Source organism: Petrotoga sp. 9PW.55.5.1, assembly GCF_003265365.1.
In the GTDB taxonomy this organism is placed as follows: domain Bacteria; phylum Thermotogota; class Thermotogae; order Petrotogales; family Petrotogaceae; genus Petrotoga.
The window spans coordinates 1-22463 of record NZ_AUPM01000031.1 but is presented as its reverse complement, the minus strand read 5'-3'; the positions used below and the strand labels follow the sequence as shown (position 1 = coordinate 22463).

General features: G+C 31.6%; 23 protein-coding genes. 19 read left to right on the top strand and 4 right to left on the bottom strand.

Going from position 1 to position 22463, the window contains the following annotated elements; genetic code table 11:
* Positions 1-167: 167 nt before the first annotated feature.
* From PW5551_RS04565 to rnr, 12 genes are all read left to right on the top strand, one after another.
* A complete protein-coding gene (locus tag PW5551_RS04565; RefSeq protein ID WP_113074615.1) occupies positions 168-1937 on the top strand; it encodes a methyl-accepting chemotaxis protein in 1770 nt (589 codons plus the stop codon).
* 148 nt (positions 1938-2085) lie between these two features.
* On the top strand, positions 2086-2544 hold the full coding sequence (locus PW5551_RS04560) for a FeoA family protein (RefSeq protein WP_158526137.1): 459 nt from the start codon (positions 2086-2088) through the stop codon (positions 2542-2544).
* A gap of 3 nt (positions 2545-2547) precedes the next feature.
* Positions 2548-2790 (top strand): hypothetical protein, encoded by a 243-nt coding sequence (locus PW5551_RS04555; RefSeq protein WP_113074613.1) that lies wholly within the window; start codon positions 2548-2550, stop codon positions 2788-2790.
* Positions 2791-2807: 17 nt separating this feature from the next.
* Positions 2808-4823, top strand: coding sequence for a ferrous iron transport protein B (feoB, locus tag PW5551_RS04550; protein ID WP_113074612.1), 2016 nt, complete (start codon positions 2808-2810; stop codon positions 4821-4823).
* On the top strand, positions 4820-5197 hold the full coding sequence (locus PW5551_RS04545) for a hypothetical protein (protein WP_113074611.1): 378 nt from the start codon (positions 4820-4822) through the stop codon (positions 5195-5197). The genes feoB and PW5551_RS04545 overlap by 4 nt, the downstream gene beginning before the upstream one ends.
* Before the next feature lie 29 nt (positions 5198-5226).
* The gene (locus PW5551_RS04540) at positions 5227-5667 is read left to right on the top strand and encodes a GatB/YqeY domain-containing protein (protein ID WP_113074610.1); all 441 of its coding nucleotides are present in this window, start codon (positions 5227-5229) and stop codon (positions 5665-5667) included.
* Between the two features lie 61 nt (positions 5668-5728).
* Positions 5729-6085, top strand: coding sequence for an RnfABCDGE type electron transport complex subunit B (locus PW5551_RS04535; protein ID WP_199562197.1), 357 nt, complete (start codon positions 5729-5731; stop codon positions 6083-6085).
* A gap of 21 nt (positions 6086-6106) precedes the next feature.
* Positions 6107-6343 carry a hypothetical protein gene (locus tag PW5551_RS04530; RefSeq protein WP_113074609.1) on the top strand — a complete coding sequence of 79 codons (237 nt, stop codon included), beginning with the start codon at positions 6107-6109 and terminating at the stop codon, positions 6341-6343.
* A gap of 63 nt (positions 6344-6406) precedes the next feature.
* Complete coding sequence (locus PW5551_RS04525) at positions 6407-7471, top strand: alanine/ornithine racemase family PLP-dependent enzyme (protein WP_113074608.1); 1065 nt, start codon at positions 6407-6409, stop codon at positions 7469-7471.
* Positions 7472-7681, top strand: coding sequence for a hypothetical protein (locus PW5551_RS04520; RefSeq protein ID WP_113074607.1), 210 nt, complete (start codon positions 7472-7474; stop codon positions 7679-7681). It abuts the gene before it with no gap.
* A 15-nt stretch (positions 7682-7696) separates the two neighbouring features.
* The gene (gene dnaB, locus PW5551_RS04515; protein ID WP_113074606.1) at positions 7697-9073 is read left to right on the top strand and encodes a replicative DNA helicase; all 1377 of its coding nucleotides are present in this window, start codon (positions 7697-7699) and stop codon (positions 9071-9073) included.
* 14 nt (positions 9074-9087) lie between these two features.
* Complete coding sequence (gene rnr / locus PW5551_RS04510) at positions 9088-11313, top strand: ribonuclease R (protein WP_370445911.1); 2226 nt, start codon at positions 9088-9090, stop codon at positions 11311-11313.
* 3 nt (positions 11314-11316) lie between these two features.
* Here the strand turns inward: rnr and murB are convergent, their stop codons facing one another.
* From murB to PW5551_RS04490, 4 genes are all read right to left on the bottom strand, one after another.
* Entirely contained in the window at positions 11317-12249 is a 933-nt protein-coding gene (gene murB, locus PW5551_RS04505) for a UDP-N-acetylmuramate dehydrogenase (RefSeq protein WP_233488436.1), read from the bottom strand.
* 6 nt (positions 12250-12255) lie between these two features.
* A complete protein-coding gene (locus PW5551_RS04500) occupies positions 12256-13203 on the bottom strand; it encodes a sulfotransferase (RefSeq protein ID WP_113074604.1) in 948 nt (315 codons plus the stop codon).
* Positions 13204-13220: 17 nt separating this feature from the next.
* Positions 13221-13817 carry an HAD family phosphatase gene (locus PW5551_RS04495; protein WP_113074603.1) on the bottom strand — a complete coding sequence of 199 codons (597 nt, stop codon included), beginning with the start codon at positions 13815-13817 and terminating at the stop codon, positions 13221-13223.
* Positions 13818-13916: 99 nt separating this feature from the next.
* Positions 13917-15494, bottom strand: coding sequence for a bifunctional aspartate carbamoyltransferase catalytic subunit/aspartate carbamoyltransferase regulatory subunit (locus tag PW5551_RS04490; protein ID WP_113074602.1), 1578 nt, complete (start codon positions 15492-15494; stop codon positions 13917-13919).
* Positions 15495-15678: 184 nt separating this feature from the next.
* Here PW5551_RS04490 and PW5551_RS04485 point away from each other — a divergent pair, with 184 nt between their 5' ends.
* The 7 genes from PW5551_RS04485 (at position 15679) to PW5551_RS04455 (ending at position 22401) form a co-directional block, all read left to right on the top strand.
* Entirely contained in the window at positions 15679-16434 is a 756-nt protein-coding gene (locus PW5551_RS04485; protein WP_113074601.1) for a fumarylacetoacetate hydrolase family protein, read from the top strand.
* A gap of 166 nt (positions 16435-16600) precedes the next feature.
* Positions 16601-17425 carry an SDR family oxidoreductase gene (locus PW5551_RS04480; RefSeq protein WP_113074600.1) on the top strand — a complete coding sequence of 275 codons (825 nt, stop codon included), beginning with the start codon at positions 16601-16603 and terminating at the stop codon, positions 17423-17425.
* 30 nt (positions 17426-17455) lie between these two features.
* Complete coding sequence (gene gndA, locus PW5551_RS04475) at positions 17456-18874, top strand: NADP-dependent phosphogluconate dehydrogenase (RefSeq protein ID WP_113074599.1); 1419 nt, start codon at positions 17456-17458, stop codon at positions 18872-18874.
* 88 nt (positions 18875-18962) lie between these two features.
* Positions 18963-19913 carry a D-isomer specific 2-hydroxyacid dehydrogenase family protein gene (locus tag PW5551_RS04470; RefSeq protein ID WP_113074692.1) on the top strand — a complete coding sequence of 317 codons (951 nt, stop codon included), beginning with the start codon at positions 18963-18965 and terminating at the stop codon, positions 19911-19913.
* 27 nt (positions 19914-19940) lie between these two features.
* On the top strand, positions 19941-21431 hold the full coding sequence (locus PW5551_RS04465; RefSeq protein ID WP_113074598.1) for a gluconokinase: 1491 nt from the start codon (positions 19941-19943) through the stop codon (positions 21429-21431).
* A 96-nt stretch (positions 21432-21527) separates the two neighbouring features.
* Positions 21528-21971 (top strand): hypothetical protein, encoded by a 444-nt coding sequence (locus PW5551_RS04460; protein WP_113074597.1) that lies wholly within the window; start codon positions 21528-21530, stop codon positions 21969-21971.
* 7 nt (positions 21972-21978) lie between these two features.
* Positions 21979-22401, top strand: coding sequence for a GNAT family N-acetyltransferase (locus tag PW5551_RS04455; protein ID WP_113074596.1), 423 nt, complete (start codon positions 21979-21981; stop codon positions 22399-22401).
* Positions 22402-22463: the final 62 nt, after the last annotated feature.

Sequence of the window (22463 nt, the reverse complement as noted above, 5' to 3'; positions counted from 1 at the left end):
AGGGGCTTTTTTTATCGAATTTTGTTTGTAGTCCTATTATCAAAAGTCAAAATATATTAATCTTTTGAAAAACGAAGTATTGGTTTAAGAATTTAGAAATTAAAGTAGTTTTAAGCTAAACCGATAAATATATATCACAAAAAAATCAGAAAAGGTGGGGATAGACAATGTTTAAAAATTGGAAAATACGGAGTAAGTTAATTTTCAATTTAAGTATTTCTTTAGCCGTAATTGTTCTAATCGTTTTAATTGGTACAAGATATTTAAATAACCTATATGAAGAAATGAAAACTTCTCTTTACGATGATGCTTTCGAAGCTCAAAACTTGATTTTAAATGCTGATAGGGATATGTACCAAGCTATATTAGCAAAAAATAATATCGTATATAATCCTGGAAATATGGAAATAATCAGTACAAATGAGGAAGATTTTGAAGAAAATATTCAACAAACACTCGATAGGATAGAGCAAGCATTCAATATATACGATTCCAACAAAGAAATTAGAGAAGAAATAATTCAAATTAGGCACCCTAATTCCAATAACACACTTTTTCAAAATTACGATATATTTCTTCGAGAATTTAATAAATGGATATCCGCTTCAAGAGAGGAAATTAATCAAGCAAAGAGCTCAAATACTAATCCAAACATTCTATTACAAGCTTCTTTTGAAACAAATAAAATTTTCGATGATGCCAGAGAAGCTGTTAATGAACTAGGAGAAACTGTTGAAATTATAGCAGAAAGAATGCTAGAGAAAGAAAGAGAAGGTAAAAATTCTCTTGTAAATTTTTTATATTTGATAATGGTTATTACTATAATAATTGTTTTGTTTATTTCAGAGATAATAACTAGAGGTATTACTAAATCCACAAAAAAACTTTCAACTTCTATCGAAGAATTTGGAAACGGTGAATTAGATATCGATTTCACATTAGAAGGTAAAGATGAATTATCTTTAATGTCCACAAATTTAAAATTAATGCAAAAAAATTTAAAAGATTTAGTCAAGCAAACTAATCAACATGCTGGTTCAATTAAAAATACCTCCATGAATTTATCTAGTATAGCTGAAGAATGGAATGCTACGATAGAAGAACTTTCTGCAAATTATAATAATCTAAAAGAGCGATCAGAAAATGTAGCTTCTTCTATAGAAGAGGTAACATCGAGCGTACAGGAAATTGCGGCAGGAGCTCAAAATGTTTCTAAAGCTTCCCAAGAATTATTAGAATCAGCCAACAGAACTAACGATGCTGCAACTGAAGGTAGCAAAACCATAGAGGATATGGTAAAATCATTCAAAATGATTTCAGAACAATCAGAAAAAGCGGAAGAAACCTCTGAAGATTTATCCAATAAAGTTGTTAATATCGGTGAGATTGTTAATACAATAAACACAATAACAGAACAAACAAATCTTCTAGCTTTAAATGCAGCTATAGAAGCTGCAAGAGCTGGAGAAGCAGGAAGAGGCTTTGCTGTAGTAGCTGATGAAATAAGATCTCTCGCTGAAGAATCAAGAAAAGCAACTTCACAAATAGAGAATATTTTAAGTGAAATAAGAAGCGGCGCCATAACAGTTTCTAATTCAGTAAAAGAAGCTTATAACAAAGTTATTTCAACTAATTCCCAAGTAAATAATATAGATTCTAAATTTTCAACTATATCAAAAGAAGTTAGGCAAATAGCAGAGAAAATCGAAGATTTAACCGCCGTTTCTGAAGAACAATCAGCTTCCACAGAAGAAATGAGCTCGGCTATGGATAACTCTGCGAAATCTGTAAATGAAATAAATGAACAAATATTCGAAATAAGTGACTCCATTGATAACCAGGCCAAAACGGCAGAAACCATAGCAAAGGATAGTATTACGCTACTAGAAATTTCAACAAATTTGGAAAATTTACTACAATTTTTCAAATTGTCATAGTAAATTCTATTTATCTTATAAAGAGCCTCTAATATTCTTAGAGGCTCTTTTTTTACATGATATTATTTGAATATTAACAGTTAGGTCCGCCTAACTTTTTTAAAAGCTGTTATAATTATCTATGAAAATGGTTAGGGGAGGTTTAAATTTGATCTTATCACTAGATTATCTATTTATAGGCCAGAAAGGAAAAATTAGAAAATTAGAACTTGCAGATGAAAGCTCAAAAAATCGTTTATTAGCTATGGGGATAATACCAGGAAAGGTTGTAGAATTAGTTCATATCTCGCCGTTTGGTGACCCTTTAGTATTTAAGGTGGAAGAAAAAAAAGTCGTTTTAAGAAAAAGTGAAGCTTCAAAAATATTCGTTGAAGTATCTTACAAAGTATATAACCTTTACAATACAGAAAAAGGAAGTTATGAAGTAATTTCCCTGATGGGAGGGAAAAAATTTTTACAAGATTTAGCAAAAATAGGTCTAAATAAAGGTTCTAAATTTGATTTAATAGATAAAAAAGCAAATAAAATAATAATAATGATTGATGGAAAGAAATATATAATGGGAAGGGGAAGGGCTTCAAAAATTTATTGTAAGAAGGTGAGCTAACTTTTGGATATATTAACAATAAAAGAATATATAGAAGAACAGAAAGAAGTCAGTTTTTTAGAAATAAAAGAAAAATTTCACTTAAACGAAACTCAGTTCAAATTACTCTATCCATTCCTACGAAATATGAACGCAAATATTCAAAAAGTTGATAAAATATCCCCTATATGTAATGAATGTCCAATATCCGATAAATGTGGTAAAGGATTTTTTAATAATTGTGAATACACAAAGCAAAAAAATTGAAAGGGTGACAATTATTGATGAAATCGTTTAATAGCAACTCGGAAGATACAAACTTAGTTGTTGATAAAGAATTCGAGATTTCCATTATCGGGAATCCAAACGTTGGAAAAACTTCTCTATTCAATTTACTTACAGGTAGTAGACAATACGTAGCAAATTGGCCAGGCGTTACTGTGGAAAAGAAGATTGGTTCTTTTAAATATAAAGAAAAAGTTTTTAAGCTAGTAGATCTTCCTGGAGTTTATACTCTATCAGCAAAAAGTGAAGATGAAAGAGTTGCTAAAGATTACATTATAAGCAAAAGTTCTGAAATAGTGATTGTAGTAGCAGATGCCTTAAACCTAGAAAGTTCTATGTATCTTTTATTTCAACTTATAGAAATTGGGACAAATGTGGTTCTCGTTATAAATGCAGTTGATGAGGCAAGAGAAAAGGGCAGGGTTATCGATCCAGATCCAATTTCAAAAACTCTAAATATCCCAGTAATTTTAACTTCAGCAAAAACAGGTGAAGGAAAAGAAGAACTTTTAGAAGAGATTTATAAATTTTCTAAAGAAAATAAAATAATAAAAAGTAAAATCAAATATCCAGAAGAAATTGAAAGTTTTATAAACTTTTTTAATGAAAGTTATGGCCAATACACACATGAACTAACACAGACAGAAATTTTTGAAAACAATAGTTGGAACCCTATACATTTTTTAGAGTTTGGAGAAGAAGATTTAAACCTCTCAAACGACTTTTTAGAAATACTTAGAAACAGATTTGATTTAGTAGAGTTAAAAAACAAATATTTGAATTGGAAGTTTAATTTTATAACTTATCTTGCAAGTTCATCAATTATTAAAGAGGGCATTGACTGGTCTTTCAGAGATATTTTAGATCACGTATTTACTCACAAAGTCCTAGGTATATTAATATATGTCTTTGCCTTATTTGCTGTTTTTTCACTCACATTTAGCCTTGCTCAACCTCTATCAGATATATTAGAAGTGAGCTTTACTTTTTTAGGAGATTCTTTAGCTGGATTTATCTCCATTCCATGGCTTGAATCTTTGGTTGTTGATGGTATTATTGCAGGAGTTGGTGGAGTTTTGGTATTTCTCCCTCAGATTTTTATCTTGTTTTTCTTTCTTGGATTTTTAGAAGAATCAGGATATTTACCTAGAGCGGCATTCTTAGTTGATAGGATAGCTAGAAGCTTTGGCCTAAGTGGAAGGTCTTTTATGTCAGTTATTTTAGGTTTTGGATGTAATGTTCCAGCAATTATTTCAACGAAAGGGATTGCAAATAAAAAAGAAAGACTGGCTTTAATTCTAAGTTTACCTTTTGCTTCGTGCAGTGCTAGACTGCCAGTTTACATATTATTGATTAGTGCATTTTTTTCTTCCCAAGCTGCAACCGTTATGTTACTGGTTTATTTTTCTAGCATACTGCTAGTTCTACTTTCCTCAAAGTTTTTGCAAAGATTTATTACTCAATCAGAAGACATCCCTTTTATTATTGAACTTCCTAGATTTAGAATGCCTACTTTAAAAAATCTATCCATATATACATGGAATAGGGGAAAACATTTTTTACAAAAAGCGGGAGGCATAATTTTAATCGCGACCATTTTAATATGGTTTTTGTCATTCTTTCCTAACTTTGGGGCGGATATAAACAACAGCTTTGCAGCTTATATAGGAAGAGTTTTTGAACCTTTTACCAATCATCTGGGTTGGGATTGGAGAATAAATACTGGATTGGTTTTTGGTGTAGCCGCTAAAGAAATAGTAGTATCTTCTTACTCAACCATTTTTAACGTGGCAGAAGGAAATTTGACCTTTGCCTTACAAAATGCTCTGACTCCACAATCCGCCTTAGCTTTAATATTCTTTGTTTTGGCATATATCCCTTGCTTTGCAACATTAACTACAATAAAAATAGAAACTAATGGATGGAAGTGGCCTATTTTTAGTTTTATATACACAACTTTTGTTGCATACATAATAGCTAATGTTGTTTTCTATATAGGAGGAATTTTCTTATGAAGAACAAAAATTATATTCTTATATTAATGTCAGTTTTGTCACTTCTTTTTATTATTTTCAACATCTGGATAAACTTTTTCTATGTTTTTTCTTTCTTCTTAATTTTTCTAATTTCAATCTATGGTTTTTCAAATGATAAAGATATTTGGTATCATAAATCTGCTCACATAATAGTTTCATCTTTAATAGGTATTTTTCTTATTGCCTATGAGACTTTGGACATTTTGTTCACTTTAGTTGCGGGAGAATTTTCTCAAATAAATGTGAATATATATGTTATAATTTTTGGTGTATTGAGTATAATAATTTTACTATCTGAGTTAAGATATCTAAATAAAAGAAAAGAAGAGGCCTCAAAGAATAGTAATACTTAGGTTTTTTAGTGGAAAGGAGGGAATACTAAATGTTAAAAGATCAATTGAATCGAGACTTAAAAAAATATCTAAAAGAAAAAAACACCGTAGCTTTAAATTCTGTTAGATCAGTAATTACAGAGATAAAAAATCAAGAAGTTGAAAAAGGCAAAGAATTATCTGACGAAGAAATAATGAAGTTGATAAAAAAACAAGTAAAAATGAGGGAAGATTCGATAGAACAATTTGAAAAGGCTGGAAGAAGTGATTTAGTCGATAAAGAAGAGAAAGAGTTAAAGTTATTGAAAGAATATCTACCCGAAGAGCTTTCTGAAGAAGAGTTAAATAAAATCGTTGAAGAAACTATAAAAGAAGTTAATGCCTCTTCAAAAAAGGACTTTGCTAAAGTAATGAAAGCAGTAATGCAAAAGGCCCAAGGAAGAGCTGATGGAAAAAAGATAAATGAAACAGTATCAAAATTTTTGAATTAAAAATATATAAATTATTATGGTATAATATATGTAGAGAAGTAGAAGGACGGAGGTGTCAGATTTGATTACAATAGTTAACTCTGTACTGTTGTTAGGAGTTTTAGGGTTTGCTGCGGGAACTTTTTTAGCGTTCGCTGCCAAAAAATTTGAGGTTAAAGAAGACCCAAGTGAGGCAATTGTGAAAGCTGTTCTTCCTAGTAACGATTGTGGTTCATGCGGATACCCTGGATGTGCTGCATTTGCCAAAGCTTTTGTAAAAGGCGAAGTAGGGAAAGATGGTTGTGTGCCAGGAAAGGCTCAAGGTGTTCCTGAACTTCTAGAAAAGATATCAAAAATGTCTCCAGAGGAATTGAGCAAAATTTATGAAGAGAGTAAAGAAGACGAAAATAAAATATTACAACTACTAAAACAAAATTAAATAAAAAAAGGGGGGATCAAATTGATAGATGGTATATCCTCTCAATACAATAAACCTTTGTATCTAAGTAATTTCGATTACGGAAATAATTTAGTCAACGTTAAAGCGCAAACAAACAACGAGAATCCGGTAATATCTAAAGAAGAGATGGAGCAATTGATGTCTTTTGCAATGTATAAACAAACAGGGATGACGATGAAATTAGTTAGAACTGTAGGAGAGCTTTATCAAGGTCAGAGCATAGATCTATTAGCGTAAACCAATACTTTTTAATAATTGCGGGCTAAAAGTGCCCGCAATTTTGCTAAAAGGAGGGTCATTTTGTATCCAAAAGTATATGTATATACAGAAAAAATTCATGATAATGCAAAATATTTGATTAATAAGTGTTCTAAATCAAGCGTGGAAATTGTTGGGGTAACAAAGGTTTTTTGTGCTGAACCTGAAATAGCAAAGGTTCTAAAAGAAGCGGGGATTGAAGTCTTAGGAGATTCGAGAATTCAAAATATAAAAAAGATGATTAATTATGGAATAACAGGCCCTTTTATGCTCTTAAGAATCCCTATGGTTTCAGAACTAGACGATTTAGTGAAATATGTTGATTATACATTAATAAGCGAACTAGAAACACTCAAAATTTTGGGAAAAATCTCAAAAAAGAACAACAAAAATACTAAAGTTATTTACATGGTTGATGTGGGAGACTTAAGAGAAGGTGTTTGGTTTGAAAATGCTGTTTCGGAAATTTCCCAAGCAATTGAAATTAAAGGGATAGAAGTTATAGGCATAGGAACAAATTTAGGATGTTTTGGAGGGGTAATCCCCGATGAAAAAAACATGGAAATATTATTGAATTTAAAAAAAGAATTGGAAAAACTAACGAAGATTTCTTTGAAGGTAATTTCCGGCGGAAACACCGCAGCTCTTCCTTTAATAGAAAAAGGAATTTTACCATCCGGAATAAATCAATTCAGATTAGGCGAATCGATAATCTGCGGTACAGACGCTACCAATAATAGAGTAGTACCAGGAACAAAACAAGATACTATTATATTAGAATCAGAGATTGTTGAATTGAAAGAAAAGCCTTCCGTTCCTTTTGGGAACATTGGATACGATGCATTTGGGAGAAAACCGAAGTTTGAAGATAAGGGGAAAAGATTGAAGGCTATTTTGGCTGTTGGCGAACAAGACATTTCCCCGCAAAGTATTTATCCACTAGACCAAGGAATTGAAATACTTCATGCAAGTAGTGATCACACCATAGTTGATATTACAGAAAGTAAGAAAATATTCAAAATAGGAGATAAGATGAGATTTAGATTGGGTTATGGTTCTGTTTTAAAAGCCTTTACAAGTTCCTACATAGAAAAGGTGATCTTATAAATGTTTGCTTTTATTAACACTCTTTTTGTGATTGCGATTGTTATTTTTATCATTTCAACAGTATTTTTATGGAGATCCACCAAAAAGATAAGATATGGCAGTAAAAGTACTGACGAAGATGTGAAAAAAATGGATAAAAAAGGATTAATAGGTTTATTGCTAAGTATTGGTATTTTTGTTTTATCTTATTTATTAAGTTTATTGGTTTAAATCGAGGTGTAGAAAGTGGAAATCTCTTCTTTTACCCCACCCAACAGCAAAGAAGCAGAAGAATCTGTTATAGGCAGTATTTTTTTGGATCCTTCCATATTACCAGATGTTATAGAAGAAATTCGGTGGGAAGATTTTTATTATGAATCAAATAAAATAATTTTCAAGATTATGGAGGAACTTTTTGATAAGGGAGATCCTGTCGATACCGTTTCTGTTATAGAAAAATTAAGAGAAACTGGCCTGCTAAAAAAAATTGGCGACGAAGATACTCTAATATATTTAGCCCAAGTGGTTCCAACAACAGCTAACGTTATGTATTATACTCAAATTGTAAAAGAAAAAGCTTTACTAAGAGCTTTGATTAATGCTTCTTCTGAAATAGTAGATGCTATAAGAAACATTGGAGATGCTCAGGAAGTTCTAGAGTACGCAGAAAAAAGGATCTTTTCTATAGCAGAAGCAAGGGCCACAAGGACTTACGATCTTTTGTCAAATATAATGCATGATGTCTTTGAAGAGATAGAGGAATTGAAAAACAGAGCACAAAGAGGTGAAACTGATCTTGTCACCGGTCTTTCTACTGGATATTATTCTTTAGATAAAATGACTTCGGGATTTCATAGATCTGAACTAATTATTATAGCTGCAAGACCTTCTATGGGTAAAACATCTTTTGCAGCAAATATTGCAACTAAAATGGCTCTAAAAGATAATGTTGCAGTCGCTATATTTAGTCTAGAAATGTCGAAAGAACAGTTAGCTAATAGAATATTATGTTCTGAAGCAAGTGTTGATTTACACAAAGTACGAACGGGTCAGATTTCTGATGAAGAATGGGAAATACTCGTTCAAAAAGCGGGAGAATTATCAAAGTCACGTCTAATTTTCGATGATGAGCCAGATTTATCTCCCCGAATGCTAAGAGCAAAAGCTAGAAGAATGAAGAGAGAATACGGAATTGAAGCGATTTTTATCGATTACTTACAACTGATGTCTTCAAGATCGAAAAATTATGAAAGTAGACAACAAGAAATCACTGAGATATCAAGATCTTTGAAATTGTTAGCAAGAGAGTTAGATATAACCGTTGTAGCTTTATCTCAACTATCTCGTGCAGTTGAGCAGAGAGAAGATAAAAGACCAAGACTAAGCGACCTTAGAGAATCAGGAGCCATTGAACAAGACGCAGACCTTGTTATGTTTTTATACAGAGATTCTTACTACAAAAGAAAAAAAGAAGATAACGGCCAAAATATTTTAAACGAGCCCCATGAAGCGGAATTAATAGTAGGAAAACAAAGAAATGGACCGGTTGGAACGATAAAATTAACTTTCAACCCTAAACTTGCTACCTTTTATCCTGTTGATGAAAGATACTCAAACGTTTAAATATCAAAAGAATTATTGGAGGCATTAAAATGGAAGATGTAACTTTAAAAAAAGAAATATTAGGAAAAGTAGACAAAAAACCGATGTTGCAAAAAGAAATATATGAAGAATTTAATTCATATACCAAACAACAAAAAACAATGATACAAAAAGCATTAAAAAGTTTGCAAGAACAAGGGAAAATATTCAAAGATTCCAACAATAGATTTAGAAATTTAGATGAAAATATGGCAATAGGGACCATCGAATTCACAAAAAGTGGAAATATGGCTTTTGTAGAATGTCAAGATGGAAGTGAAGTAGCCATAAAAGTAGAAAATTCGGGAATAAGCTTACATAAAGACCTTGTTTTGGTTGAAATAATAGGAAAATGGCGAGATCTAAAAGAGGGAAAAGTTGTTAAAATATTAAAAAGAGGGTTAAAATATGTTGTAGGTGAATTTGTTAGAAAAGGCATTTTTGGATTCCTCATTCCTATAGATGGAAAAATAAATACCGATTTCTATGTTGCTCCTGAAAATATTGGTCAAGCAAAAAATGGTCAAATAGTGAAAGGAAAAATAACAAGATACCAATCACCAACAAAGAATCCAGAAGTTGAGATAGTAGAAATAATAGGAAACAAAGATGACCCATCTATTGATCTACCTATTGTCATTTTCAAACATGATTTACCAGAACCTAATTACTTCCCAGAAAAAGTAATAAAGGAAAGTGAAGAACTTCCAGAAAAAGTTTCAAAAGAAGAGTTAAAGGGAAGAAAAGATTTTAGAAGGGAAACTATTTTTACCATAGATGGCGATACTGCAAAAGATTTTGACGACGCTGTTGGAATCAAAAAATTAAAAAACGGTAATTATTTACTAGGCGTACATATAGCGGATGTATCCAATTATGTTAAAAATAACAGTTTTCTTGATAAAGAAGCTTATAAACGAGGAACAAGTGTTTATTTACTTGACATAGTCATACCAATGTTACCCTTTAAGTTATCCAACGGGATATGTTCTCTAGTTGAAGGTGAAGACAGATTAACAATGTCCTTGATAATGGAGATAGATCCATATGGAAATTTGGTAGATTCAAGAATATATAATGGTGTTATAAGAAGTGCAAAAAGACTAACTTATAACAAAGTAAATGAGTTGTTATCAAACAATTGTAGTGAAGAAGTAGAAAAAGAAATAGGATTTTTAAAACCCGATCTTGAAATGATGAAAGAATTAATGGATATACTTGCTCAGAAAAGAAAAGAAAGAGGTTCTATCCTTGATATAGAAAGCAATGAAGTCTATTTTGAATTTGACGAAAAAGGATACGTAAAAGATATACTCCCTGTTGAAAGAGGAATTTCAGAAAAAATGATAGAAGAATTTATGGTTTTGGCTAATGAAACAGTTGCCTCATATTTTGATGTACAAGGTCTTCCTTTCATCTACAGAATACATGAATACCCAGATCCCGATGTTCTAATGCAATTACGTAATTATTTAGATCTCTTAGGAATACAGGTAAAATTTCCTCAAAATATTCATGCAAAAGTGCTTCAAGAAATACTTGAAAAAACTAAAGATCATCCTTTAAGCAAAAATATACAAATGATGCTAGTTAGATCTATGAAAAGAGCGGTGTATTCAGAAGAAAATATAGGACATTTCGGTCTTGCTTCTACTTCTTACACACATTTCACATCACCTATAAGAAGGTATCCGGATTTAATAGTACATAGATTGTTAAAAGAATTCATAAAACATCAGGGTACTCTTCCAAAAAAAGAAATAAAAAAGTACGGAGAACTCTTACCGCAAATAGCTAAATACTGTTCTGAGAGAGAAAGGGGAGCCGATCAGGCAGAATGGGATCTTATTGATATGAAAAAAGTTGAATACATATCAAGACATAAAGGAGAAGTTTTCGAAGTTTACATAACGGGTGTAACACGGTTTGGATTATTTGTGGAAATACCAAAAAAAATGGTTAATGGTTTGATTCACATATCAGAGTTAATTGGTGATTATTACATATATAACGATAAAGACAACACCTTAGTAGGGGAAAGAACAGGAAAAACATATAGAATCGGGGATAAAATGAAGGCAATGGTTGTAAAAACAGATAAAATAAGAACTGAGGTAGATTTCATTCCCTATAATGATAAAGAAGAACAAAAATCAAAAAAAACGAACAAAAAACATCCCAATGCAAAGATAAAAACCAAGAAGAAAAGCAAAAATAAATAGCTTCTAACGCCAAATTTGAGGTTCGACCTCTAAGCTTACACCGCAACTTTCTTTAACAATCTTTTTTACATGTTCAATTAGAGAAATCACATCCTCAAATGAGGCGTTGCCTCTGTTGATTATGAAACCAGCATGTTTGGTTGATATTTGAGCATCACCAATAGCATATCCTTTTAATCCTAATTCTTCTATAGTAGTTCCCACATAAAAATCTGGTTTTGGCCTTTTAAATATACTACCCGCAGATGGCATATCTATTGGTTGCTTTTCCCATCTACGAGTCGAATACTCTTTTATTTTATTATATATAAACTCTTGATTATCTTTTTCTACTAGAATTTTAGCGGATAAAATAACTAAATTTCCTTCTTGAAAAATGCTTTTTCTATAACCAAACTTCATATCTTCTTTCTTTAATATTCTTATCGTATTATTTTTTAAATCATAAGATTCAACTTCTAAGACTACTTCTTTCATTTCCCCACCGTAAGCCCCTGCGTTCATATAAATTCCTCCACCCACCGTTCCTGGTATACCACAAGCAAACTCCAACCCCGAATAACCCCATCCGGAAATTAAAAAAGAGAGCGTTGATAAAGACATTCCACTCTCTACTTCGATTACTAAACTTCGATTATCTTTCTTTTCAATTTTTAAATTATTCAAATATTTAGTGCATAAAACGTTGAATTTTAAGTCACTATCACTTACTATTAAATTTGTCCCTTGACCAAGAATTTTGTATGGGATATTATATTCTTTCAATTTAAACAATGTTTCAGAAAAAGTTTTCAACGTTTTTGGAAATAATGCTAAAGGAACACTTCCCCCTATTCTAAAACTAGTATAATATTTAAGGGGTTCATTTTTTTTTATATCGCATCCATTTATGTACAACTTTTTTAGATTTTCTTCTGAAATCATAACTTCACCCATTCTAACTTATGCAAACTCTTCCTTGTAACTGCCACTTAGTTTTTCTAACCATTCTGGTTCCTTACCGTATCCAAATTTCTCCATCAAATCTTCACAATGTTTTTGAAGTGTGTTTGCCATTTTTTTATCCCATTCTTTCCAATGAGGTATTTTATAATTATCAGCACTAGAATTTATTTTCTTGTTGAGTAAAGAAGGCTGAAAATCATAATTTCGAATGAAACCATCATCAAATTTTGTGGAAAACTCTAGTAATTCTTTAAAATTTTCTTCTTTATTTTTACTTGTAAACAAATCTTCATAACGATATAGTTTAAAATTTTTCTTATCTTTCATAGATTTTAGTACCAAAGTATTCAGTTTGTTATAATACCAAGCAAACTTTTCAAATTTCCCCATCTGAGTCCATTTGTTTGCATATGGATCATCTTTAAAATGATACGCTCTCATACTCATCTCCAAAAACGCTAGATCGCCTTTGCTATATAGAAGATACACAGGAGAACTTAAAGCAGATCTTATCCATGTTCTTGGATCGCGTATAATAAAAACAACTTTACTATTGGGGAAAACTTCCTCCAAAAGATCAATAACTCCATGGAGATGGTTGCTTGATTCAACATATAAACTCTCTTTTGTTTCTTGTAATATCTGCTTCCTAAGACCCTTTATATATTCTTTCGCTTTTTCATCGGAGATTTTACCTCTTCTTCTATGAGTACTCAATTTACACATGGATTTAGAAGGCAAAAATTGCCCAACCGTCATTTGATAAAAGCCAAACCTTTTTATATCCCTTCCCCATTTTTTAAGATCTTTAATAAAGACATTCGCTGGTTCATAAACAGCATAACAATCCTCAACCATTTTAGACATGCTTTTTGCTAAAAATCGAGTCCCTGTTCTTCCAGTCGAAGTTATAAAGACACAATGTTTATTAAAAACATCGTCCATATTTCAATCTCCTTTCTTCACAAAACTTTCTCCAATTTGAACAAATCCTCCAGTGAAAGTTCGCTTTTATATAGTAGCCCATTAATTCCTAATTCTTGGGCTGCTTTGATGTTTTCTTCAGTATCATCCACAAAAATCGTGTCTTGGGGTACTAAACTGTATCTACTTAATAAAATTTCATAGATTTTTCTTTCAGGTTTTATAAGCTTTACTTCGTAGGATACAACCATCCCATCAAATAGTTCAAAAAAAGAATACTTATTAGTTATATAATTGAACGCTTCTTCATGAAAATTAGACAAAATATAGAGTCTGTTGTTTTTCTTTAATTCTGGAAGAAGTTTCACATTCTCATCGATAGGATGGAGAAAATTTTTCCAATTATCTAGAAGAACTTCAATTTCGTCTTTTAAATCAGGGTTTTTATCTATAAATAATTTTTTTGCTTGAAATAATGATAAACTCCCCCTATCCAGTTCTCTCCAAATAGTCGTTTTAAAAACAGACTGTTTTAATTTTTCTTTTGTATGATAATCATTAAACAAACCGTCTAAAATTTCATCTGGTTCAAATTTGAAAAGCACATTACCCAAATCAAATACTATGTTTTTCAAAGAAAGTTCCTCCTATAAACATTTTATCAAACCCTATTAAAAATTATATCATAAAATAATAAACATCTTAAAACAAATATTAATCCTTACTAATATAATCTATAAACTCCATATTTCTTCAAATGTATGAGCTGTTTCACAGTACTCACAAATCAATTGGTTATCTTCGTTTCTTATAAAAGAAACATGAACATTTTCATCGTTTTTGGGGTTTGTTATACAATTCTCATTTTTACACATTAACTCCTCAAAACCATATATAATAGGTGGTAAAGAAATTCGATACTTTTCTTTAACTCTTCCATTCTTGATAATATTAACCGTTGTGTTTGGGGAAATAGCTGAAAGCTTTTTTATTTGTTTTTTTGAAAGATGAACATCCGGAAGACTTATGTACCCCTTATAATTTCCATCTGCCGATTTGAATATCCCATCAGCACTATCTATATTGTAAAACATCAAAATTTTCCTTATCTTCATGATAGTTTCATATATTTTTTCGGGAGAGTGTCCTTTCGCTATGTGATCTATTACCGTACCATTCTCGATTGGTTTTATCCCTCTTTTTCCTTCAGTTAATACCCCTTTTCTGCCATCTTTTATGGGTGCAGCAACAACAAAATCTTCTTCATTTATCTTTATAGACTTTTTAGATGTATCAAACGGGGCGTTCAAAGCTCCTCCAAACATTGAAAGTAATATTATTCTTGTCCAATATCCGTTTATCGCTTGCTTTTCCCATCCATTTACAGGTAATGAATCTAAAAAGGTGGGTATAGTAGGAAAAGTTTTGTGGCGTGGAAGAGGGTGATAAAATTTGACATCCTGAGGAAGAAGGGAAAGAAAGTCTTTGGCAAAAGTAACGCTTTTTCTCAATATGTGTTCCTTTTCTAAAACATCTTCACCCATTCTTTCCAATTGCAATCTTGTAAAATACCAGACTTTTGCCTTTTTATTCTGCTTTAAATACTCCTCTATTGAATTAAAGATTCTAACGTTGTATCCTTTTTGCTTCATTTTACTTATGTAATGAGTAGGCATTTGCAACTCATTGGGAGCCACAAGATCCACTTCAACGTTTTTAAATATCCTCAAACCATCAACTTTAGAATGAACAGTTCTGCCGTGTAAAAGATCGCCTATAAGTGCAATATGAATGTAATCGTTATTAAAGTTCATCTGTTCTAAAAATGTAAATTCATCAAGAATTTCTTGGGTAGGATGTTCGTGTTTACCATCGCCCGCATTTATGAAAGAAGGAGAAGGAAGGTTATGCCTTGAAGCAAAATCAGAGACCTTTTCGTCTAGTAATTTACAAGTGCCTTCTAATTTTGATCTGATAATAAATATCGAATAATCTGAATATCCTGTTAGCATATTGAATGTGTCTACGTAACTTTCTTTTTTATTGAAAGATGAATGTTCCGATTCGAAGATATTAATTTTAGCGTTTTTATGGAACTTAGCAGCATTTACGAAAGATTCTTTGGTACGTGTACTGGGTTCTAGAAAAACGATATAAATGCCCGTATCGGTTTTTATTTGAAACTTTGAAAGATCTTCTTTGTTTTTCCATTTTTCTTTTAACCTTTGAGCTTGTTTGTATAAAAAGATTTGCTCATCAACAGTCAGATCGTTTATGACCGATAGACTTCTTCCCAAAAAATCGTTTTTCACTTTTATCCCTCCCTTGAAAATTTCCTTGATTATTATACCATTTTTTATATCCAAAAAATTGACAAACTCAATATATATTATTATAATATTTGCTATCTGCAATAAATTGAGTTCATATTTATTAATTTAACTTTTGGATGTGAACACGTAGATTCGATAAATAATTAAAATTGGAGGTCACAAAATGAAGATAGTTAGATTTAAACATACAGATCAAATAAATTACGGTATTCTAGAAAAAAACAAAATTAAAATTGTCGAAGGAAATGTATTCGGAAGCTTTAAAATTGCGGATAAATTTATAGACTTTTCAGAAGCAAAGTTATTACCCCCATGTGAACCAAGTAAAATAGTATGTGTAGGGCTTAACTACCGTGATCATGCCCAAGAGATGAAAGATAGAATCCCCGAAGAACCTGTTCTTTTCATTAAGCCGTCTAATGCCGTTATTGGCCCAAACGATGAAATTATTTATCCACAAATGAGTAAAAGGGTAGATTATGAAGCTGAATTAGGGGTTGTTATTAAAGATAAAATAAAAGATTTGGAAGAAAACCAAGTAAAAGAGCACATATTAGGTTACACCTGTTTCAATGATGTTACTGCAAGAGACCTTCAAAATAAAGATGGACAATGGACTCGCGCTAAATCTTTTGATACATTTGCTCCTATTGGACCAGTAATTGCTACAGATATAGATCCAAATAATCTTGATATACAACTTTTTTTGAACGGTGAATTAAAGCAAAATTCTAACACAAGCCAACTCATATTCTCTGTTGAGAAGTTAGTGAGTTTCATTTCAAAGATAATGACTTTATTACCAGGAGATGTTATAGCCACTGGAACCCCTTCAGGTGTTGGCCCAATGGAAGTTGAAGATACCGTGGAAGTTAAAATAGAAAAAATAGGTGTTTTAAAAAACACAATAAAAAAATAAATTATTTTTTTGAATATGACTAATTAGAAAGAGTCTGAAGCGTTTATCAGAAATTAAAGGTGATTATAGTAGAAATAATTAATTTCATTTTAGAATGAATTAATTATATAATATAATATAAATAATGAAAAATTAAAAAAAATCTCAAACAAAGGAGATGAAGAATTTGAGCAGGGTTAACGATTTTTTCAATATAAATGGTAAGATAATAGCAATAACAGGAGGTGCTGGTGTTTTATGTTCTCAAATGGCAAGATCTTTGGGGGAAGCTGGAGCTAAAATTGTAATTTTAGATCTTTCAGATAAAGCTATGAAAGAATTAAGTGAGGAATTATCCCAGAAGAATATCGAACATATTACAATTAAAACTAATGTCCTTGAAAAATCTGATCTTATAAAAGCAAAAGAAAAAATTTTATCTACTTTTGGTACAATTGATGTATTAATAAACGGAGCGGGAGGCAACAAACCCGAAGCAACTACAAGTAATGAAAAATCTTTTTTCGATTTACCAGAAGATGCTGTAAAATGGGTTTTTAACCTAAACTTTTTGGGGACTTTTCTAGCAAGTCAGGTGTTCGGAGAATATTTTGCAGAAAAAGGTGAAGGGGATATTATAAATATCTCATCAATGAATGCCTTCAGACCTTTAACAAATATACCTGCATATTCTGGAGCAAAGGCGGCTGTAAGTAATTTTACCCAATGGCTTGCGGTACATATGAACCATAATTATTCAAAAAAAATACGAGTCAATGCGATTGCTCCAGGGTTTCTTTTAACAAACCAAAACCGATTTTTACTCACCAATCAAGATGGCAGTTTAACACAGAGAGGGCATAAGATATTAGATCATACACCTATGGGAAGATTTGGAAATCCTGAAGATTTGATATCCACTGTAATTTGGTTAATTAGTAACTACTCTGAATTCGTTAATGGTGTGGTTGTTCCAATAGATGGGGGATTTTCTGCTTATAGTGGTGTGTAAGGAATTAAAACAAAGAAGGGAGAGAATAAAATGGATCAAGGAAAAAGTGATATCGCTGTTGTTGGAATGGCTGTTATGGGACAAAATCTTGCACTTAACATGGAATCAAAAGGATTTATAGTTTCTGTATACAATAGACATTCTGAAAAAACCCAAAGATTTGTAGAAGAAAGAGCAAGAAACAAAAACATATTAGGAACATACAATATTAAGGAATTAGTAGATTCTTTAAAAACTCCAAGAAAAATTATGCTGATGGTTAAAGCCGGAAACCCTGTTGATGGTGTTATTAAAGAATTGCTCCCTTATTTAGAAGAAGGAGACATAATAATCGATGGAGGAAACTCTTATTATAAAGATACGGATAGAAGATCTGAATATCTTTCTCAAAAACATATTAGATTCTTAGGTACAGGTGTTAGCGGAGGGGAATATGGAGCATTACACGGACCTTCTATTATGCCCGGAGGAGATAAATCAGCATACGAAGAAGTTAAAGAAATACTTGAAGCTACAGCTGCAAAAACACAAGACGGACCCTGTGTAACTTATTTAGGGCCAAAATCAAGTGGTCATTATGTAAAAATGGTTCATAACGGTATAGAATACGCTATTATGGAACTTATTTCAGAAACATATGATATTATGAGAAAAGTATTTAAATTATCTCCAAAAGAGATGAGTAACTTATTTAAGGAGTGGAACGAAGAACATCAATCTTACTTGATGGAAATAACCTACAAAATTTTAGATTGGGTAGATGAAGAAACAGGAAAACCCATTGTGGATGTTATTTTAGATAGTGCAAAACAAAAAGGAACAGGTAAATGGAGCGTTCAGGATGCCCTCGATTTAAATATATCTATTCCAACGATCAACGCTGCAGTAAATGCAAGAACCCTTTCTTCAATAAAAGAGGAAAGAATAAAGATAGAAAAAATATATAAAACCACTATTGAAAGTAATCTTAAAGAAGATTTCATTTATTCCTTAAAAAATGCTTTGTTCATAGCAACCGTAATTGCATATACAGAGGGAATGAAATTGTTACAAGTTGCTTCCAACGAGTACGGATACAATCTAGATTTATCCGAAGTTGCACGAATATGGGAAGATGGGTGTATAATAAGATCAGCCCTCTTAAAACCCATTCAAAAATCTTTCAAAAATGATCCACATTTGATAAACTTAATTATTTCTAATGAATTTAAAAATGAATTTCAGAATAGAATCCCAGAATTAAGAAAAGTTGTTTCAGAAATAAAAAAAGCTAACATCCCTATTCCTGCTTTTAGTTCAGCTCTTGACTATTTTGATGGACTAAGTTCTAAAGAACTTCCAGCAAACCTGATTCAAGCTCAAAGAGATTATTTTGGTGCCCATACTTACGAAAGAAGAGATAAAGAAGGCGTTTTCCATACCGAATGGCAAGATATCCACAATATCTAAAGATTGAGGGGGGATAAAGTTGTCTGATAAAAACTATAATATCGCGATAGTAAATTCAAGTACTTTTGGAATATATTTTCCTGATCTCATGCAAAGATTAAAAAAGATAGGCCTTATAGAAAGAATATCGGTTGACCCAAAAATATCTGGTAAAGAATTAGCAAACAAATTGAAAGGTTATAAGTTTGTAATTGCAAGTGTTACGCCAACTTTCTCTCAAGAGTTCTTTCAATACAACAAAGATGTTAAGCTAATAGCTAGACATGGAATTGGATATAACAACGTTGACATTGATGCAGCCACTCAAAATGGTGTAATGGTTACAAGAGTTTTGGGTATTCACGAGAGAGATTCCGTAGCTGAAATTGCAGTAGCTATGATGCTACTCTGTTTAAGACAAATAATACCCGCTAACAAAGCTGTTTTAGAAAATAAATGGGACGAGAGAAAAAAGTTTGTGGGAAATGAACTCTCTAGATTGACAGTTGGAATCATTGGATATGGGAATATTGGAAGCCGTGTAGGTGAAATAGTAAAAGAGGGATTTAATTCAAAAGTTCTTGCTTATGATCCATATATTGCTGACAAAGTTATAGAAAAAACAGGTGTTACACCTGCTAGTTTTGAAGAGATCTTAAAAGGATCTGATGTAATTAGTTTAAATGCATCTTTAAATAAAGGAAATTACCATTTTATAGATAAAAAGGCGTTTGATTTAATGAAAGATGGCGTAGTAATAGTAAATACTGCTAGAGGTGAATTAATCAACGAAGCTGATTTTGTTGAAGCTTTAAAAGAAGGAAAAGTTTCAGCAGCTGGACTTGACGTTTTAGAAACTGAACCTATTGATCAAAGTAGCCAGCTACTAAAATTACCAAACGTTTTTATAATTCCTCATATTGGTGGTTATGGAAAATATTCTTTGCGAAATATGGATGAAAAGATGGTTGAAGACATTGAAAAATTAATGAGTGGAAAAATTCCTGAACAAGTAGTAAATCCACAAGTCATAGAAAAAATTATTAAAGAATTTTCTTAAAAAATAAACGAAAAGGAGTTTTTCTAAATGAAATATGTTTTAGTTCTAGATGTGGGAACAACGAACATGAAAGTAGCGATTGTGGATCAGAATGGAACTTTGATAAAACAAGAAATTAAAAAAATAAACCTTCATCATCAAGAAGAAGGCGCAGCAGAGCACGATACCAATGAACTATGGAATAATTTTTTGAACCTTTCAAAGAAGGTAACATCAAACTTTAAAGAGGAAATCTCTCTACTTATTTTTTCTGGATACCAATTCGGGTTTTTGCCTGTTAGTTCCGCCGGTAAACCTCTTATGGGCATGGTTACTCTTTTGGACACTCGCTCTAAAAATATAATGAATGACGTCGAAAAAAAATATTCTCTTGAGGAAATATACAAAAAAACCGGATGTCCCCCAGCTTTTAATTACACTATAGCAAGAATATTATGGTTAAAAAAGGAAAAACCGGAAATATTTTCAAAAACTTATAAATTTTTAGACATTAAAAGCTTTTTTACATACAAACTCACAGGAAATTACTACACTGAAGCAAGTCTAGCTTCTGTCACCCAACTTTTAGACATAGAATCTCAAAAATGGGATGATGATTTAGTATCGAAGATAGGAATAAGTAAAGAACAGCTTCCTGAGCTTGTAGCTGGTAATGTTATTGTTGATAAAATCAATAAGGAAGTTGCAAAAAAAATAGGTTTAAACTACGAAATACCAATAATGTTAGGAGTTTACGATGGTGGAGCCATGATACTTGGTATGGGTGGATACAAAAATAGCGCAGTATGTAATTTAGGAACAACAGCTATGTTTAGAAGCGCATATAATCAACCATTACTAGATAAAACTGGCCTAAACAGGCTTCAAACCTATGCACTTCTTCCTGGAATGTGGGCTATTGGTGGAGCAGTAAATAATGCAGGGGTAGTAATTGATTGGTTTAAGAACAACCTAGCAAAAGAAGTAGATTATGAAGAAATATCTAATAAAGCTTCTAAAATAAAGGCTGGTTCAGAAGGAGTAATTTGTTTTCCTTTTTTAACTGGAGAACGTGATCCCCGAATAGGAAGTCTGTCAAGCGGAAGTTTTTTTGGATTAAAAACACATCACAACTTAAATCACATGGCTAGATCTATATACGAAGGAATTGGTTACGGGTTAAATATGATAAAAACCGCTCTTGAAGAAAATAGTGTGAAGTTCGACAAATTAATAATAGGCGGATCGGGAAGCAAAAGTAACGCTTGGGTTCAAATTTTAGCTGATATTTTTAATCTTCCAATAACTAAATCAAAAACTGAAAACGCTACTCTAATTGGTGAATCAATGTTAGCTTTTACAACTCTTGGGGTTTACAACAATATAGAAGAAGCTGGAAAGATAATGATAAAAACAGAAGAAACTTTTGAACCTCAATTTAATTCTGTAGAATTGTATAAGAAATATTATGCTTTCTTTGTAAAAATGGTTGAAAAGTATAAAGACATGTATTTTTTGCATAACGAATTATTAAATTAATATTTTTTAAAATGTGTTAAAAATATAAATTAATTTTAAGTACATTTTTATGATATGGGTTTATTATTTATAAAACATATAAAAAGAGGGATTAAAATGGAAAGTATACCTCAAAGTGTGAACATTGGTTTAGCATTGGGAGGAGCAACAGCTTTTGTTTTTTTCATAGCTAACCTATATGTAATATTGCACTTACTTCAAAAGCTCTTTATGCCAAAAGCGAAGATAAGGTCCCTCGAAAATATGGGGAAAAGATGGCATAATATTCATTACATTGGCAACATAACAGCAATAGTTTTAGCCTTGACCCATGGAATTCTGATGTTACCTTATGCTAGTTTTTGGCATTGGGTATTGATAATTTTGTTAATTTGGATGGGTATTGCAGGTTTTACAATGAGATTTACAAAAGCTCCAGATAATGTCAAAAAAGTTTTTAGAAATCTACATACCCGATGGTACATGTTCGTTTTGGTATTGGCTCTCTTAATAATTGCGCATATAGCTTCATTACCAAATTTTCCATTTCCTTTAGGGTGATTACTAAATGAATAAAATTTATAGAGAAGCAACAATAAAAGATTACGATCAAATGTATCATTTATGGGAAAATACTAAAGGTATGGGTCTCAGTGATTCTGATACAAAAGAAAATATAGAAAAATTCTTGAATAAGAATCAAGGGTTAAATTATGTTTGCGAAGAGGAAGAAAAAATAATAGGAACAATTTTATGTGGTGAAGATGGCAGGCGAGGATACCTCTATCACCTTGCAGTCGACAAAGAATACAGAAGAAGTGGCATTGGAAAACAGTTAGTGGAAATAGTGTTAAGAAATTTAAAAAAAAGGGGCATAATAAAATGTCACCTTTTTGTTTATTATGAAAACGAATTAGGGAAAACATTCTGGGAAAAAACTGGTTGGTACAAAAGAGATGAATTGCTAATTTACTCAAAGGATATAAAATAAAACCGCACCAGCGGCGTTTTATGCTGCAGACGGGGTAGTCGGTTTAATTCCCCTTCCTCGAA